General features: G+C 67.8%; 17 protein-coding genes. 5 read left to right on the top strand and 12 right to left on the bottom strand.

Translation table 11 applies throughout. The features are described from left to right. The first annotated feature begins 192 nt into the window (after positions 1-192). The gene (locus tag VF651_03110; GenBank protein ID HEX7964686.1) at positions 193-1155 is read left to right on the top strand and encodes a hypothetical protein; all 963 of its coding nucleotides are present in this window, start codon (positions 193-195) and stop codon (positions 1153-1155) included. Positions 1156-1185: 30 nt separating this feature from the next. Here the strand turns inward: VF651_03110 and VF651_03115 are convergent, their stop codons facing one another. Together VF651_03115 and VF651_03120 are read right to left on the bottom strand one after the other, a co-directional pair. Further along, positions 1186-2244, bottom strand: a complete 1059-nt coding sequence (locus tag VF651_03115; GenBank protein HEX7964687.1) for a CDP-6-deoxy-delta-3,4-glucoseen reductase — start codon at positions 2242-2244, stop codon at positions 1186-1188. A 69-nt stretch (positions 2245-2313) separates the two neighbouring features. Next, positions 2314-3210: a pilin gene (locus tag VF651_03120; GenBank protein ID HEX7964688.1), complete on the bottom strand. Its 897-nt coding sequence runs from the start codon at positions 3208-3210 to the stop codon at positions 2314-2316. A 120-nt stretch (positions 3211-3330) separates the two neighbouring features. Here VF651_03120 and VF651_03125 point away from each other — a divergent pair, with 120 nt between their 5' ends. Genes VF651_03125 through VF651_03135 form a run of 3 tightly spaced genes read left to right on the top strand, consistent with a single transcriptional unit; the run spans position 3331 to position 5862 of the window. Continuing rightward, positions 3331-4218, top strand: a complete 888-nt coding sequence (locus VF651_03125) for an SDR family oxidoreductase (GenBank protein ID HEX7964689.1) — start codon at positions 3331-3333, stop codon at positions 4216-4218. A gap of 25 nt (positions 4219-4243) precedes the next feature. Next, positions 4244-4918 carry a DUF969 domain-containing protein gene (locus VF651_03130; protein HEX7964690.1) on the top strand — a complete coding sequence of 225 codons (675 nt, stop codon included), beginning with the start codon at positions 4244-4246 and terminating at the stop codon, positions 4916-4918. Then, positions 4915-5862, top strand: coding sequence for a DUF979 domain-containing protein (locus VF651_03135; protein ID HEX7964691.1), 948 nt, complete (start codon positions 4915-4917; stop codon positions 5860-5862). The genes VF651_03130 and VF651_03135 overlap by 4 nt, the downstream gene beginning before the upstream one ends. Positions 5863-6064: 202 nt before the next feature. Here VF651_03135 and VF651_03140 read toward each other — a convergent pair whose 3' ends face one another. From VF651_03140 to VF651_03185, 10 genes are all read right to left on the bottom strand, one after another. Next, entirely contained in the window at positions 6065-7153 is a 1089-nt protein-coding gene (locus tag VF651_03140) for a hypothetical protein (GenBank protein ID HEX7964692.1), read from the bottom strand. A gap of 36 nt (positions 7154-7189) precedes the next feature. After that, the gene (locus VF651_03145) at positions 7190-7948 is read right to left on the bottom strand and encodes a SapC family protein (GenBank protein HEX7964693.1); all 759 of its coding nucleotides are present in this window, start codon (positions 7946-7948) and stop codon (positions 7190-7192) included. Between the two features lie 123 nt (positions 7949-8071). Continuing rightward, positions 8072-8686: a LysE family transporter gene (locus VF651_03150; protein ID HEX7964694.1), complete on the bottom strand. Its 615-nt coding sequence runs from the start codon at positions 8684-8686 to the stop codon at positions 8072-8074. 14 nt (positions 8687-8700) lie between these two features. After that, positions 8701-9237 (bottom strand): cytochrome c, encoded by a 537-nt coding sequence (locus tag VF651_03155; protein ID HEX7964695.1) that lies wholly within the window; start codon positions 9235-9237, stop codon positions 8701-8703. Between the two features lie 39 nt (positions 9238-9276). Continuing rightward, positions 9277-10182, bottom strand: coding sequence for a DUF1684 domain-containing protein (locus VF651_03160; protein ID HEX7964696.1), 906 nt, complete (start codon positions 10180-10182; stop codon positions 9277-9279). A 29-nt stretch (positions 10183-10211) separates the two neighbouring features. Continuing rightward, positions 10212-10754: a M15 family metallopeptidase gene (locus VF651_03165; protein ID HEX7964697.1), complete on the bottom strand. Its 543-nt coding sequence runs from the start codon at positions 10752-10754 to the stop codon at positions 10212-10214. A 2-nt stretch (positions 10755-10756) separates the two neighbouring features. Next, positions 10757-11224, bottom strand: a complete 468-nt coding sequence (locus VF651_03170) for a YbhB/YbcL family Raf kinase inhibitor-like protein (protein HEX7964698.1) — start codon at positions 11222-11224, stop codon at positions 10757-10759. A 115-nt stretch (positions 11225-11339) separates the two neighbouring features. Further along, positions 11340-11915, bottom strand: a complete 576-nt coding sequence (locus VF651_03175) for a cytochrome b/b6 domain-containing protein (protein ID HEX7964699.1) — start codon at positions 11913-11915, stop codon at positions 11340-11342. Between the two features lie 65 nt (positions 11916-11980). Continuing rightward, positions 11981-12193, bottom strand: a complete 213-nt coding sequence (locus VF651_03180) for a hypothetical protein (protein ID HEX7964700.1) — start codon at positions 12191-12193, stop codon at positions 11981-11983. Between the two features lie 39 nt (positions 12194-12232). Continuing rightward, positions 12233-12646, bottom strand: a complete 414-nt coding sequence (locus VF651_03185) for a nuclear transport factor 2 family protein (protein ID HEX7964701.1) — start codon at positions 12644-12646, stop codon at positions 12233-12235. Positions 12647-12712: 66 nt separating this feature from the next. Between VF651_03185 and uvrD the strand changes: the two genes are divergently transcribed. Continuing rightward, positions 12713-14881, top strand: coding sequence for a DNA helicase II (gene uvrD, locus VF651_03190; GenBank protein HEX7964702.1), 2169 nt, complete (start codon positions 12713-12715; stop codon positions 14879-14881). Positions 14882-15397: the final 516 nt, after the last annotated feature.

A 15397-nucleotide genomic window follows, 5' to 3' on the forward strand; every position in this document is an offset into this window, starting at 1 on the left:
GCATGCATATCAGGACTAATTCAGCGTCCGGGTGAACTTACCGCGCGGCGTACTGTCCGCCGGACATCCAGGAATAAACCGGACACTGCGCCGGTTGCTACAACTCGTTACAAATTAAAAACTATTGCCCGGAACTCTCCCAATAGACTATGCGTCTATTCCGCGTGCAGAACCCAACCCCGGCATCCACCCATGCTCATTGACGGATATTTCCAGGCGATACCGCATGCACCGCGCCCGCCGCTGCCGGATGCGGCGCTGTCGCTGCCGCCGGCGGACCTGGAGCACAGCGACCGCGTCCACGCGAGCTGGCTCCGGCACTTCCGGACGCTGCCGTCCGGCGCGCGCATCCTCGACATCGCCATGGGCATTGGCCCGGTGGCACTGATCGCGCGGCAGGTGTCGCGGGAGGAGCAGCGGGATTTCGAGCTGCACAGCCTCGACCGGGCCGCCACCCTGAGCGCCGCGCCGCTGGTGCTGGACGGCATCGCGTTCCATGCCTGCCGCTACGACGAGACCACGCCCTTCGCGGACGGCTACTTCGACGCGGTGGGCGGCCAGTGGCTGGCACCGGAGGAAGGCGGCTGCCTCGGCGAACTGCGCCGCGTGCTGAAGTCCGGCGGGCATGCGCGCTTCATGTTCCACGCGGCGGACGGCGCAGCCCACCGGCTCTGCCAGGTGCGCCTGCAGGCCATCGGCGCGCTGCTGGATGAATTCCAGCTCATCGTGCACGCGCGCCACATGTTCGAAGTGGCTTTCACGCAGGAGACGGCGCTGCGGCGCGACCTCCTGCGGGCCACCATGCTGGCGCTGGACAGCCAGCAGCGCTATATCGACGCCGCCGCGGGCTTCCGCGCCTGGAGCCGCGGCATACCCAATGCCCAGGCGGGCGAGCAGGTGTTGCAGCACATCACCCGCTGCTGGGAGCGGCGCGGGGACATGACGCTGGCCCAGGCGAACGCACAACTCGACCGGCTGGAGGAACGGCTGCGTGCCGCCGAGGCGCGCATGCGCGCCGTGTGCGCGCTGGCGTTGGATGAGGCGGAAGCGCAACGCATCGGTGGACTGTTCAAGACCTCAGGCTTCGCCAGCGTGAGAGTGCGGCCTCTGGAGGAAGCAGGTCTGCTTTTGGGTTGGGACTTGATAGCGGCTTAGACGCGCTTGTCCCAGAGTGCCACCACGCTGTCAGCGCGGGCCCGTCTCTCGGGCGGCCGCTTCTAAGGCGGCGCGCACCTCGGCGGGGAAGTCGAAGCTATCGGAATAGATGCGCAACGGGTCTGCCCCGTGCAGCGGGAAGGCGGCGCGGGCCGCGTTCACCATGGGCGGCGGCCCTGAGAGGTAGATGTCATGGCCGGAGAGGTCCGCGAAGTCCGCCAGCACCGCGTCGTGCACGAAACCCGTGCGCCCGGTCCAGCCATCCTCAGGAGCGGGTTCTGAGAGAACCGGCACGTAGCGGAAGCCCGGCTGGCTTGCGGTCCATTCCTTGAGCTTCGCATCCATATAGAGGTCGCGGGCAGCGCGCGCTCCCCAATAGAACACGATGTCACGTTTGCGGCCGTTCTCGAACAGGTGCCGCAGGATGGCGTGGATGGGCGCGAAGCCGGTGCCGCCCGCCATCATCACCATGGGCCGCTCCGAGTCCTCCCGCAGGAAGAAGGTGCCGAGCGGGCCCTGGATGCGCAGCAGCGCGCCCTCGTGCAGGTGCTTGAATACCTCTTCCGAGAAACGCCCACCCGGCACGTGGCGCACGTGCAGCTCCAGGAGCTTGTCGTCGTGGGGCGGGTTGGCGAGGGAGAAGCTGCGCCGGTGGTTGTCCGGCAGCAGGATGTCGATGTACTGCCCCGGCAGGAACTGCATGCGTTCCACGGCGGGTAGCCGCAGATACAGGCCCATCACGTCGTGGGCGAGCTTGTCGAGGCGCGCCACGCGGCAAGGCATGGCCTTGACGCGCAGGTTAGCCATGGCGGTTATCTCCTGCGCCTCCACCTTGAGATCGGTCTCGGGCACCGCGCGGCAGAGCAGCGACTCACCCGCATGTACCTCGAGGGCCGTGAGCGCCAGCGGCGCGCCGGCGGGGTAAGCGGTCTTGCCCTCCAGCACGTGGGCACGGCAGGTGCCGCAGCTGCCGGTACGGCAGCCGTAGGGCAGGTGGATGCCGTGGCGCAGCGCCGCGGCTAGCACGGTCTCGCCGTCCTCCACCTGGAAGCGCTTCTCCTCCGGCATCAGCGTGACGGTCTTGGCCATGGGACCTCTATAAAGACGATGCCCTGCCGAAGCAGGGCATCGCCAATTATGCCTGAACCGTGCAGCGGTTCAGGGCGCACCCTCGTCGCGGCAGGAGGACGGAAGGTCACGCGTCTCGACGGGCTCCGGTCCGCCGGGACCGCAGTGCCAGGTGCTGCCGTTGTCGGTGGTCCAGGTGGCGAGTGACTTGCCGGCGATGCGCGCGCTTACGCCCTCCTGCTTGAAGGTGGCGATGATCTCGATGCCATCGGCGGAGGCCTTCGACTCGAGCGACTGCGTGTAGCGTCCCGCCGGTGACTGGGCTGCGGCCTCGTAGGCATCCTGGAGCTGGGCGGGCCAGGTCTCCTTGTCCATGTAGTATTCCATCGCCGCGTCCTTACCCCCTTGCGCGAGCAACACCGCTTCGGAGGTCTGCGCGCGCGCCGTGAAGTCGCCGTAGGCCGGTATCGCCAGGGCGGCGATCACGCCGCCGAGGACGATCACGCCCAGCCAGGCCCATGCCCCGACCAGCACCCAGGTGGAATTGGGCGGCGGCACCGGGCCGAAGCGGTTCTCCCCTTGGGTGCCCGGCAGCAGCACCATCACCAGGAAGAACACCAGGATCAGCAGGGTCGGCAGCAGGCTCGTGAATGGCGCCTCGCCACCGCCGCGCATCATGGCGCTGACGCTGAGGCTGATGTTCCACACGTTCAGGCCCCAGTAGATCAGCGACCACCAGCCGCTCTTGTCCATGTCATGCAGGCGGCGCACGATGAACACGCCGCTCATGCCGAGGGCGAAGATCTCGAGGCAGATCAGGATGAGCACGCCGACCACGGCGAGTTTCACCGCGAACAGGATGCCCGCCAGGATGCCCACAGGCAGGGCGAGCAGGATCACGCCCCAGGGGTAGGCCAGGTAACGCACCCGGCCGATGCGGGAACTGGCGTCGAAGTAGCGGATATCCCCGGCTTGAGCGTCGCTCATGGGCGGTCCCCTTGTGATGTTTATGGCGTCAGCCCGGGGATATCCTCCCACGGGCTCGCGGGGCCGGCAAGGAAACGTCGCGTTGCCGCTCGCGGCCTGTCCCCGCATAATCCGGGCAGGATGGACGGGAACACGCAGAGCGGAGTGCTGATCATCGGCTGCGGCGACACCGGACGCCGGCTGGCGGCGCTCTATGGTGCCGAGGGCCGGCAGGTCACGGGCGTGGTGCGCTCCGAGGCGAGCCAGCGTGCGCTCACGGCCGCCGGTATCCGGCCGGTCCGCTGCGACCTGGACGCGGGCGACCTGCCGAGCCTGCCGTCCGGCGGCGCCAAGCTGTTCTATTTCGCGCCGCCGGTGGACGTGGGCAAGGACGACGTGCGCATCGAGCGCCTGCTCGAGCACCTCGAGCTCACCGGCCTGCCCGCGCGCTTCCTCTATATGAGCACTACCGGCGTCTACGGCGACTGCGAGGGGCGCTGGATAGACGAGGAGGAGCCCTTGAAGCCCTCCACCTACCGCGCGCAACGGCGCATCGCCGCCGAGCAGGCGGTGCAGCGCTGGTGCACGGAGCACGGCATCCCCTGGACCATCCTGCGCGTGCCGGCGATCTACGGTCCCGGCCGGCTGCTCACCGAGCGTCTCCGATCCGGCATGCCCACGGTGCGGCCCGAGGAGTGCAGCTTCACCAACCGCATCCACATCGATGACCTGGTGGCCGTCTGCCACGCCGCCATGGCTCACGCGCCGGGCAGTTCGGTGTACAACGTCAGCGACGGCCATCCTTCCACCATCACCGACTACCTGTTCCTCCTCGCCGATCTCACCCACATGCCCAAGCCGCCGCTCATCACCATGCAGGAGGCGGAGCGCATGTTGAGCCCCAGCATCATGAGCTTCCTCAAGGAATCCAAGCGCATCAGGAACGACAAGCTGCTGCGGGAGATCGGCCTCACGCTGCGCTACCCGGACCTGCAGAGCGGCCTCAAGGCTTCGCTGGCCACCGCATGACCGCGCGGCCAGGGGACGGCACCGCATGCTCGCGCTGATCGGCGTCGCCATCGTCGTCCTCGGTTTCGCGCTGCGGCTGAACCCGCTGCTGGTGGTGGTGGCGGCGGCGCTCGCCACCGGTTTCGCCGGCGGCTTCGACGTCGTCACCATCGTCAGCGAGTTCGGCCGCGCCTTCACCCAGAACCGCTACATGGCGCTGGTATGGTTCACGCTGCCGGTGATCGGCATGCTGGAGAAGAACGGCCTCAAGGAGCGGGCCCACGCGGTGATGGCGAAGGTGCAGGGCGCCACCACCGGGCGCGTGCTCACCGCGTACATGCTGATGCGCCAGCTCACCGCGAGCCTCGGCCTCACCTCCTTCGGCGGCCACGCGCAGATGGTGCGGCCGCTGGTGGCGCCCATGGCCGAGGCGGCGGCGGAGAACCGCTACGGCGAGCTCCCCGCCGGCACGCGCGACCTGATCCGCGCCCACTCCGCCGCCACCGACAACATCGGCGTGTTCTTCGGCGAGGACATCTTCATCGCCATGGGCTCGGTGCTGCTCATCAAGGGCTACCTGGAGCAGAACGGCTACGTGCTGACGCCCATCCAGATCGCGCTCTGGTCCATCCCCACTGCCGTCGCAGCATTCCTCATCCACGCCACCCGCCTGTGGTGGCTGGACCGGCGCCTGAAGCGGGAACTGGAGCGGCGGCCATGAGCGTGCTGGACGGCATCTATCTCCTGCTCGGCCTCATGTTCGCGGCCGCGGCCTGGTTCAACCTGCACGACCGCGCCAACCCCCGGCACCTCAGGCGCGCGCTGTTCTGGGCGCTGTACGCCGCGACCTTCCTCTTCGGCACCTGGCTGCCGCCGTTCGTGGTGGGCTGCCTTGCCATCGGCATGGGCCTCATCGCCGGCATCGGCGGCCTGGGCAAGGCCACCGCGGTGGAGGCGGCACCCGCGCAACGCCAGGCGGCGGCGGCGCGCTTCGGCGACCGGCTGTTCGTGCCGGCGCTGCTCATCCCCTTGCTCACGGTGGCCGGCACGCTGCTCTTGGGCAAGTTCGCGGACGGCTGGGTCGCGGCCAAGGATGCCACCCTGGTGGCGCTCGGCCTCGCGGTGATCGCGGCGCTGGCGGTGGGCCTGCGCATGCTGCGCCAGCCGGCGGCGGTGCCGCTCGCGGAGTCGCGCCGCCTGCTGGACGCGGTGGGCGCGGTGGCGGCCCTGCCGCAGCTCCTCGCCGTGCTGGGCGCCCTGTTCGCGCTCTCCGGCGTGGGACAGGTGGTGGCGGACCTGGTGGGCCGCTTCATCCCGGTGGAGAGCGCCGCGGCGGTGGTGGCCGCCTACTGCGTGGGCATGGCGCTGTTCACGCTGGTGATGGGCAACGCGTTCGCCGCCTTCCCGGTGATGACCGCCGGCATCGGCCTGCCGCTGATCGTGAAGCTGCACGGCGGCGACCCGGCGGTGATGGGCGCGGTGGGCATGCTGGCGGGATACTGCGGCACGCTCATGACGCCGCTCGCCGCCAACTTCAACATCGTGCCGGCGGCGCTGCTGGAACTCCCTGACCAGAACGGCGTGATCAAGGTGCAGATACCGACCGGTCTCGCGTTGCTGTTCGTCAACACCCTCTTGATGTACTTCCTGGTGTTCCGCTTTTAAAGCTGCTGCGCTCGGCAGGGCGTTGTTGGGCTCCGGACTCGCAGTCGGTCATGCACTCAAATGTGCACTCCCTTCTGCTCGCCTCGCCCGCCTAGCCCTGCCTTCGCTCGCGACGCTTTAAAATTGGTTAGTACCAAAAGACGATGGGGAGAGTATCGGTACTCTCCCCATCATGTTTCAACCGGAACTCAGGAATCCGGGATCACCAGATCTCCATGACTTCCTTGAAGGGGAACTTGAGCCCCACGCGTTCCCAGATCTCGGCGACGCGCTTGACCACGGGCTCGGCCTGCTTGATCCAGTCCGGGTGGCGGTCCTGCTTCGGGAACACCTTGAACTCGTTGGGCTGCTTGCCGCTCTCGAAGCGGTTCTGGAAGCTGCGCGAGATCGCCTCCATGCGCTCCTTGCCGTAGGGCACCAGCGTGATGTTGTGGTTCGCCGAGAGGCCGGTGGTGGCCACGTAGATGTGGTACTGCTCCCAGTAGTGCAGGTAGGCGTCGAAGTAGGGCAGCGCGAACATCTCGTCGTTGCTGAGGCCGGTGGTGTAGGACAGGTCGCGCCGCACCCATTCCTCGATGTTGCCGCGCACCTTGAACTTGCCGTCCTGCGGCAGGCCGCCGGACTTCTCATAGGCCGAGATCGCGGACGTGACGGGGTGGCGCACGGTGAGGATGTGCTCCACCGACTCGCCGAGGATCTGGTGGAAGAAGCCGCCGGCGTAGGTGCCCTTGAGCAGCTTCTTCGGCACCATGATCTTGCCGTAATGCGGCTTGTTCTTGCCGAAGTAGATCTCGACCATGGTGAGGAACTCGGCCATGGTCTGCAGGCTCGCGATCCAGCTGTTGGCGCCCTTCTGGAAGCGGAACGGGCCGGCCTCCGGGAAGCCGTCGTGCGCGATCACGTTCGGCACCTTGTCCACGTCGTAACCCAGGGAGCGGTAGGCCTCCATGGTGAGGTAGGAGCCGCCGTTGCGCGGCACGCCGATGATGTTGATGAAGTGGAACTTGAACTGGATGTTGCGGATCTGCTCCGCGTCGCCCGTGAGCAGCGCCAGGAACAGCTGGTAGGCGCGCGCCACGTGGCGCTGGCCGGCTTCGCTCGCCATGATGCGCTGGGCGTTCTCCTGGGCCTTCTCCATCACGCGCACGTGGTCGTTGGAGAGCTCCTCGGAGAGCTGGTCGTGCCAGGCCGCACCCTCGAACGGCCGGTTGTCGATGATGTGGGCCAGGAAGTCAACGAACACCGGCGAGACCGGCAGTTCCTTGTCCGTTAGTTTGATTTCAACACCCATGGGACTCTCTTTATAGTTTCGGTCGTTGTGAGGCGGTCAGGAGTCGAGCCGGCTGCCCTTGCGGCGCGCGGCGGCCCGGTCCATCAGGAACTTGAAGTTATCGAGCGACATGAGGTGCGCGTAGATGCGCGACAGCTCGCCGCTCTTCATCAGCCGCTTGACGTCCTTGCCCTGCAGCTCATTGAGCTTGTTCTCGTTGATGCGGAACATGCCGCGCAGGCGCATCTCCTGGCCGCTCTTCGGGAAGGCGTGGGCCTCGAAGGGTTCCAGCAGGCCGAGCTCCTTCACCGTCTGGCACAGGTGTTCGGTGGCAGGGCGCGCGCCCTCCATCTCCGAGATCAGGGTCTGGGTCGGCTGGAAGTCGCCGGAGGGGTTGCCGCTCGAGTCGAACACCGCCTGGCTGGAGGCCTCGAGGCCGGTCTCATCCACGCAGATCAGGATGTTGCCGTTCTTGGCCTCTTCGCCCGTGAGACGCACGCCGAAGAAGGGCCAGCGGCGCACGTAGGCGGGGACGTAGGCGTCCTTCTCCCACTCGCCGTCGTCGCCGACGAACAGGTTCTCGTCCTGGTTGAGGCCGGTGACGGCGATGGGCAGGAACTCGCCGGTCGCCTGGTCCTGGGCGAACACCACCGGGTAGTGGCGCGCGGCCTGCACGAACTCGGCAGCCAGCACGTACACGCCGGTCAGCCCGGCAGCGAACGCGTGGCGGCGGCTCGTGACCACGCCCTTGCCCTTGTGGACTTCTTTGTCGAGTGCGACCAAGCCCTTGTAGCCGGGCGGGATAGTTATATTCATGGGACCCGTAAGCCTTTGAAGAGGAAGACATCGGCACCGTCCGCGCACCCCCGCGCGGCGATTTAACCTTGTCTGGGATGGAGGCTTATTGAGCCATAGCCCCGGGGGCCCTGTCGAGGGGAATCAGGGCCTGAGCAGGGCCCAGGCGGTCCATCCGACATATAAGCCGAAGCCCGCCAGCACCAGGACGCTGGCATAAGCCACCCCCAGTGCCGCCCGAGAGGCCCGGGTCCCCAGCCAGCGGAAGGCATGGCAGAAGGCGAGGCTATAGAGCACAAGGGATAGGAACAGGGTGCCGATGCCCGTGACTCCCCAGGAGGTATAGAGCAGGGCGCCGTTGGCCAGCCACCAGGCCAGGGAGAATGGGCTGGTCAGCACCGTCATGAACCCCAGCTTCCAGGAACCGGGGGTATGGCTGTCCTGAAGTCCTCGGCGGGCCGAGCGCCAGGCACCCCAGGCCATCCACAGCAGCAGCGCCGCGCCGCCGAGGCCGAGCACGCCGACCCAGCGGGGATGGCCGCCCAGGAACGCGAGCGCGCCCAGCACCGAGAGCGTGAGCCAGCAGAAGTCGGCGCTGATGGCGCCGAAGGCGGTGGCCATGGCCTGCTTCACGCGCCCGTGCAGCGAGGCGGAAGCCATGATCGCCATCACCGGCCCCGGAGGCGCGGCGAGGCTCAGGCCTAGCAGCGCGCCCGCCAGTGCTGCATGCCAGCCGGAAGCCTGCACCATCGGCGTCATCGCTTGAGCGGCATTCAATCGTCGTGCTCGGGCATGCCGCCGAGCTTCTTCTCCATGGCCTGGTATTCGGCCGGCGTCATGTCCGGCAGTTTTTCCAGGAACGCGACCATGGCCCAGATCATCTCATCGCTGTGGCTCGCGCCCCACGCAGGCATGCCGCTCATCTTCACGCCGTTCTTGATCACCCAGAACATCCTTGCCGGGCTGCTATGGGGGACGAGCTTGGCCAGCACGGGCGGCTGCGGGTTGAGGCCTTGCCGGCTCTCGCTCGACTCCATGCCGGGAGCCAGGTGACAACCGGTGCACATCTCATGGTAGTGCTCGAAGCCTTCCTGGACGAGCTTGGGATCATCGAGGGGCGGCACCTTGATATCCCCGGCACGGCGGGCGATGGAACGGTCGCGGACGGTCACCAGCAGCCAGCGCATCGCCGCGTTGTCGGGTTCCGATGCGGCTACGTCATATAAGCCCGAATAGACGTAGCCGATCAGCACCGCGGCGCAGATCAGCACCAGGGTGACGGCGGTCTTGACGGCTGTGCCAAGGTGCATGCTGTCTTCCTCAGTCGCGTGGACGGCCCCGCCGCCCGCTCAGTGGCCGCCGGCGTACTTGAGCTCGCCGGCGGTGATGGCGAGGGGCAAGCGGTTCTGGGACGGCGGCAGCGGACAGGTGGCGTAGGGGCTGAACGCGCAGGGCGGGTTGTAGGACTTGTTGAAGTCCAGCACCGTCTTGCCGCCCACCGGCGGCTTCACGTACATGAAGCGGCCCGCGCCGTAGGTCTGCCGGCCGCTGGTCTGGTCGGCGAACATCACGAAGTAGTCCGTCTCGCCTTCCTCGATCACGGCGTCCAGCCGGTACTCCTGGCCTCCCACCTCGAACACCAGCGCGCCGGGGGAGGGCATGTCCTCCTCCATGCCGAGGATGTTGATGATGGGCACCTGCTTCATGGGCGAGTAGGGCTCGAAGCGCGCCTCGAACCGCCAGTCCTGGCTCAGCGGGAAATACTCGAGGCCCTTGAAGTGCACGCGCGCGTCCGCCTGGGTGTCACGCACGCGCACGCCGTAGCGGTCCACGCGCCTGATGGCGTAGAAGCTCATGCTGTCGCTCTCGAGCGGCGTGGGGCCGGCCGGGTCCGCGTCGGTGAGGAGCTTCAGCGTGGCCACGGGTTTGCCGCCGCTCGTCACCTTCGCGCCCTTGGCGGCGGTGAAGCTCACCTGCGCGCCGTCGAAGTCGAAGCGGCCGAGGTGGGCAGGCAGGCCCGCGAGCTGCAGCGCGTTGTCGGCGGCGCTGCCGAAGCCGTTGCCGCCGGATTTCAGCCAGTACAGTCCCACCAGCGTGGTCCAGCCGCTGGGGCCGGCCACGCGGTCGAGGCGCCCGGCGCGCCAGTCGTCGATCTCTTTCTGATAGGCCACGGGATCCACCTGGGGTGCGTGCCTGCCGCAGGCGGCGAGCAGGAGCGCGCAGGCGGCGGCGGTGAGCAGCGTGTTCTTGAGCATGCGGCAGTTTAGCAAAGACAGGAGCGGGTTCAGGCGTCCTGGAAGGTCCAGTGCCAAGGCTCGTAATTGATGCCGTGGGGGTTGTTCCGGGGATAAGACAATCTGAAGCCGTGTTCGCCCGCGTGCTGCACCAGCCAGGCGAAGGCGGCGGTGCTCTCGAAGCCCTGCTCCAGCGGCGGGCAGTCCGGCGCGGTGAGGTCGAGGGCGCGGCCGGTGTGGTGCTCGCTGTAGCCGGGCGCGGCATTGATCTTCAGTATCTCGGCGATGGACAGGCCGCGGTCCAGCTTGCGCTGGATCAGCGCGCACTGGTAGTCCACGCTGCGGAACGCGGACACCACCAGGATATGGACCTCATCCCGCGCGGCGGCGGTGTGCATCGCGCGCCAGGCCGCGGCGGCGCGCGGCGTGAGTTTCTGCTCACGGCCCAGCACGTCGCTGCCGATGCTCACGAGCTCCAGCGCTTCCTCGCACAGCGGCAGGCCGCGGCTCGCGCCGTAGTCGGCGGGGATGCCGAACTCGGCGTGGCGCGCGGCGATGGAGCGCCGGTAGTCCTGCGGCGTTGCCACGGTCACGCTCATCTCTTCTGGTAGGTGCCCACGAGCTCGGTCTCGGCCAGCACGTGGCCCTTCATGGCCGCCTCCAGCTCCGCCTTGGTGGGGCCGTGCAGGTCCGGCAGCTTGATGTCCAGCGCATACAGCTTGTGGAAGTAGCGATGCTTGCCGATGGGCGGGCAGGGACCGCCGTAGCCGGTCTTGTCCCAGTCGTTCTTGCCGTTGCGGCTGTGCTGCGGCGGGTGCTTGGAGGCGCCCTCGGCGAGGGAGGTCGCGGTGACCGGTATGTCGTACAGCACCCAGTGCACCCAGGTGCGCTGCGGCGCCGCCGGGTCCGGCGCATCCGGGTCATCCAGGATCAGCGCGTAGCTGCGGGTGCCGGCGGGCGCGCCGTTCCAGGCGAGCGGCGGCGAGATGTCGCCGCCCTGGCAGGTGAAGCGCGCATCCATGGCGCCGTTGTCTGAGAAGGCCGGCGAGGTGAGTTTGAACATGTTGGCGGCACACCCGCTGCTCAAGTACGTGCCCGCGAGGCAGGCGGCGAGTGCCAGGGAGACCGGACGGATTGGGGATACGCCGCGCATGCGGACAGTATAGGCGGCGCGGGCCCTACTTAAGAAACACCATCTTGCGCCAGATATGTCTACCCGTGAAAGCATGCAGCACCGCGGCGCCCACGTGCAGCGCCAGGTAAGCCGGGATCCAGACGGCGGCCCCTTCCTGGTGGATCTCCTTGAGGTCGTGCAGCCAGCCCGTCGCCCGCTCGCCGGGCGTGATCAACAGGCTCATCAGGGCGCCGGAACCACCCTGCCAGGTGAAGAGCAGGATACCCAGTCCCTGCACCAGCGCATTGAGTCCGCGGTGGGTCACCGGCTCCGGCAGCTTGAAGCGGCGCAGTGCCAGCAGGTCCGCTTTTACATAGGCGAGGCGTTCGCGGGTGTAAGGCAGCCAGGCGCTGAAGCGCAGCTCGCGCGGGCCGACGAAGCCCCACAGGAGCCGCAGCGCCAGGAAGGCCGTGAACGCCAGGCCCACGTACATGTGCAGGGTGTAACCCGAGTGGTCCGGCTTGTGGTAATCCCCTGCGTCTTCGCCTATCCACCAGGCCCACACGCCGAACACCACGAGCCCCAGGTGCAGCACGCGGGTGGGGACGTCGAGTTGGACTTCATCGGTGCGCTGTTGCATGGCCTTGTCCGGTCTACGGGTTGGGGAAGCGTATCTCATGCGCAAGCGCCCGGACTTGATCCAGGTCAACTCCGCTGCGGCCGCGCGCCCAGGAGCCGCGCCGGCAGGAACAGGATGGCGCGCAGGAGCTCGAACACCGCGTCCACCGTGAGGCCGAGCAGCCGGAACGGCAGCAGGATCAGCCAGATGAAGGGGTAGAGCACCAGCGCCACGAGCGCCAGCGGCCAGCACAGCACCAGCAGGATGAGCCAGAGGATGAGGCTGTTGAAGACGCGCATCGTGGCTCCGGGTCGGGTGGCCACCAGTAGTATATAAGGTCAGGGTGCGCGTTCCGGCGTCTCCTGGGCGCTCACCGCCCGCCAAGTCCCGGCGTGCCTTATGAACACGTCGGTGAAGCGGATACGGGTAGTGAAGGAGCCATCCACCGCCGCCGCCATGTTGAGGCCCGTCACCACCGCCGTATCCCCGTAGACGCGTACCTTCAGCTCGCTCAGGGTCTGCCGCATCCGCACCGGCGCGGCCGGGGCCGCCAGGGCGTCGGCCTTGCTGCGCAGCTTTCCCTGCCAGGAGACGTCGGTGAAATCGTCCGCGAGGATGGCGTCCAGCGCCGCGTGGTCACGCGCGGCCGCCGCCGCCGCCCAGCGCTGCTCCAGGTCCAGGAGCGTCCGTGCGTCGTCGGCGTGGGCCGCGAAGGGTAGCAGCGAGAACAGCAGGAGCAAGGTCTCACGCATGATCCGTCTCCAGGTTTCTTGTCGGATGATGCCACGCGGCGCGGCGGTGGCGGGTAAAATGCGCGCATGGACGTGACCGGCATCCTCGACAAGCTGAACCCCGCGCAGCGCGAAGCGGTGTCGGCGGAGGCCCGGCCGACCCTGGTGCTGGCCGGCGCCGGCAGCGGCAAGACCCGCGTGCTGGTGCACCGCATCGCCTGGCTCATACAGGTGGAGAACGTGTCGCCTTACGGCATCCTCGCCGTCACCTTCACCAACAAGGCCGCCGCCGAGATGCGCGGCCGGGTGGAGAAGCTCATGGGCGGCTCCGCCGGCGGCATGTGGATCGGCACCTTCCACAGCATCGCCCACCGCCTGCTGCGCCAGCACTGGCGCGAGGCGGGACTTCCCCAGGCGTTCCAGATCCTCGACTCCGAGGACCAGCACCGCCTCATCAAGCGCCTGCTCAAGAACCTGGATCTCGACGAATCGCGCTACCCGCCGCGCCAGGCCCAGTGGTTCATCAACTCGCGCAAGGACGACGGCCTCAGGGCCAAGAACATCCCGCCCAGCGAGGACCCGTTCACCGCCACCTTCCTCAAGGTCTACCGGGCTTACGAGGAAGCCTGCGAGCGCGGCGGCCTCGTGGACTTCGCCGAGCTCCTGCTGCGCGCCCATGAGCTCTGGCTCAAGAACCCGGAGCTGCTGGAGCACTACCGGCGCCGCTTCCGCCACATCCTGGTGGATGAGTTCCAGGACACCAACGCGATCCAGTACGCCTCGGTACGCATGCTGGCCGGGCAGACCGGCGTGCCGTTCGTGGTGGGCGACGACGACCAGTCCATCTACGCCTGGCGCGGCGCCAAGATCGAGAACATCCTGCGCTTCGAGAAGGATTTCCCCGGCACCCGCGTCATCAAGCTGGAGCAGAACTACCGCTCCACCGGCAACATCCTTAAGGCCGCCAACGCGCTCATCGGCCACAACACCACGCGCCTCGGCAAGAACCTGTGGACCGAGGGCAGCGAGGGCGCGCCCATCAAGGTCTACGCCGGCTACAACGAGCAGGACGAGGCCCAGTTCGTCATCGAGCGCATCAAGCAGTGGCAGGAAGGCGGCGGCGTGCGCCGCGACGTGGCGATCCTGTACCGCTCCAACGCCCAGTCGCGGGTGTTCGAGGAGCGGCTCATGCTGGAGGCTATCCCCTACCGGGTCTACGGCGGCCTGCGCTTCTTCGAGCGCCAGGAGATCAAGGACGCGCTCGCGTACCTGAGACTCCTGGAGAACCGCCACGACGACGCCTCTTTCGAGCGCGTCATCAACGTGCCCACCCGCGGCATCGGCGCCAAGAGCGTCGAGCTGCTGCGCGACCTCGCCCGGCGCGACGGCATCTCCCTGTGGGCGGCACTCGCCTCGGTGCTGGCGGACCCGTCCCAGCCAGGCCGCGTCACTGCCGCGCTCTCCAAGTTCGCCAAGCTCATCGACGAGATGGACCTCGCCATCCGCGGCCTGCAGCTCTTCGAGCAGGTGGACCAGATGCTGCACCAGAGCGGCCTCACCGAGCACTACCTCAAGACCGAGAAGGGCGAGCGCGGCGAGGCGCGGGTGGAGAACCTGGAGGAACTGGTCAGCGCCGCCCGCGGCTTCGTGCCGGAGGCGCTGGAAGGCATGACCGCGCTCTCGGCGTTCCTCTCCCACGCAGCGCTGGAATCCGGCGAGGGCCAGGCCGAGGCCTGGGAGGACTGCGTGCAGCTCATGACCCTGCACTCCGCCAAGGGCCTGGAGTTCCCGCTGGTGTTCATCTGCGGCCTGGAGGACGGCCTGTTCCCCCACGAGCGCTCCGCCGACGACCTGGAGGGTCTGGAGGAGGAGCGGCGCCTCTGCTACGTGGGCATGACCCGCGCCATGCGCGAGCTATATATGACCTACGCCGAGCAGCGCCGCCTGCACGGCATGGACAACTACGGCGTGCCCTCGCGGTTCCTGCGGGAGCTGCCGCCGGAACTCGTCGAGGAGATCCGTCCGCGGGTGCAGGTGACGCGGCCCTACAGCAGCCCCGTGAGCGCGGTGGCGCGGTCCGCCGCGCCGAGCGGCCCCGGCATGCACCTGGGGCAGCGGGTGCGGCACCCGACCTTCGGTGAGGGCGTCGTGCTCGATTACGAGGGCGATGGCGCGCATGCCCGCGTGCAGGTCAATTTCAAATCTGCCGGTTCGAAATGGCTTGTGGTTGCCTACGCGAACCTAACGTCGCTTTGAACTGACAACATTCCTGTTGGAATCCGTTCCGCCGCCTCCGGCGGCAGATTGTTTTCCGTCATTCCCGCGAAAGCGGGAATCCAGTCTAAATTCGGTGCGGCCTTCGGCCGCGGCCATTCAAGAGGGCGGGCTTCCGCCCCGCGGGCGGGTTACTTTTGGCGCGCCAAAAGTAACCAAAAGCGCTCGCCCGAAGCGCGGGGTGCCGAAGCGGCACCTGCCCTACGCTTCTCGCTCGCTGCGCAGCTTCACACACGAGGCATCCCTGCCTCGCGTGTGAAGGCGCCGCCATCCTGGCGGCGCCCTCCGGCTTGGCTTGCTCGCTGCGATGCTCGGCTCGCGCTACGGGGCAAGAGGAAGAGATGCGAGTTCTTCCCACCCCTTGGATGCCGGCGAGCACTGGAGCGAGCAAGGATGGCCGAAGGGCGCGGTCAGGGAGACCGCGCCCGCGCGAAGGGACAGGGATGTCCCGTGAGCGCGGCCCCGCAGCGAGCGAAGCGCGCAGCTTCAGCCCGCTTC

This window comes from Gammaproteobacteria bacterium, assembly GCA_036383255.1.
Taxonomy (GTDB): domain Bacteria; phylum Pseudomonadota; class Gammaproteobacteria; order Natronospirales; family REEB76; genus DASUBN01.

Coding starts and splice junctions, on each gene's coding strand:
- VF651_03110 (HEX7964686.1), top strand. CDS start 193: ATGCTCATTGACGGATATTTCCAGGCGATACCGCATGCACCGCGCCCG.
- VF651_03135 (HEX7964691.1), top strand. CDS start 4,915: ATGAGCGTGCTGGACGGCATCTATCTCCTGCTCGGCCTCATGTTCGCG.
- VF651_03150 (HEX7964694.1), bottom strand. CDS start 8,686: ATGACGCCGATGGTGCAGGCTTCCGGCTGGCATGCAGCACTGGCGGGC.
- VF651_03145 (HEX7964693.1), bottom strand. CDS start 7,948: ATGAATATAACTATCCCGCCCGGCTACAAGGGCTTGGTCGCACTCGAC.
- VF651_03125 (HEX7964689.1), top strand. CDS start 3,331: ATGGACGGGAACACGCAGAGCGGAGTGCTGATCATCGGCTGCGGCGAC.
- VF651_03175 (HEX7964699.1), bottom strand. CDS start 11,915: ATGCAACAGCGCACCGATGAAGTCCAACTCGACGTCCCCACCCGCGTG.
- VF651_03140 (HEX7964692.1), bottom strand. CDS start 7,153: ATGGGTGTTGAAATCAAACTAACGGACAAGGAACTGCCGGTCTCGCCG.
- VF651_03120 (HEX7964688.1), bottom strand. CDS start 3,210: ATGAGCGACGCTCAAGCCGGGGATATCCGCTACTTCGACGCCAGTTCC.
- VF651_03155 (HEX7964695.1), bottom strand. CDS start 9,237: ATGCACCTTGGCACAGCCGTCAAGACCGCCGTCACCCTGGTGCTGATC.
- VF651_03170 (HEX7964698.1), bottom strand. CDS start 11,224: ATGTTCAAACTCACCTCGCCGGCCTTCTCAGACAACGGCGCCATGGAT.
- VF651_03160 (HEX7964696.1), bottom strand. CDS start 10,182: ATGCTCAAGAACACGCTGCTCACCGCCGCCGCCTGCGCGCTCCTGCTC.
- VF651_03185 (HEX7964701.1), bottom strand. CDS start 12,646: ATGCGTGAGACCTTGCTCCTGCTGTTCTCGCTGCTACCCTTCGCGGCC.
- uvrD (HEX7964702.1), top strand. CDS start 12,713: ATGGACGTGACCGGCATCCTCGACAAGCTGAACCCCGCGCAGCGCGAA.
- VF651_03180 (HEX7964700.1), bottom strand. CDS start 12,193: ATGCGCGTCTTCAACAGCCTCATCCTCTGGCTCATCCTGCTGGTGCTG.
- VF651_03130 (HEX7964690.1), top strand. CDS start 4,244: ATGCTCGCGCTGATCGGCGTCGCCATCGTCGTCCTCGGTTTCGCGCTG.
- VF651_03115 (HEX7964687.1), bottom strand. CDS start 2,244: ATGGCCAAGACCGTCACGCTGATGCCGGAGGAGAAGCGCTTCCAGGTG.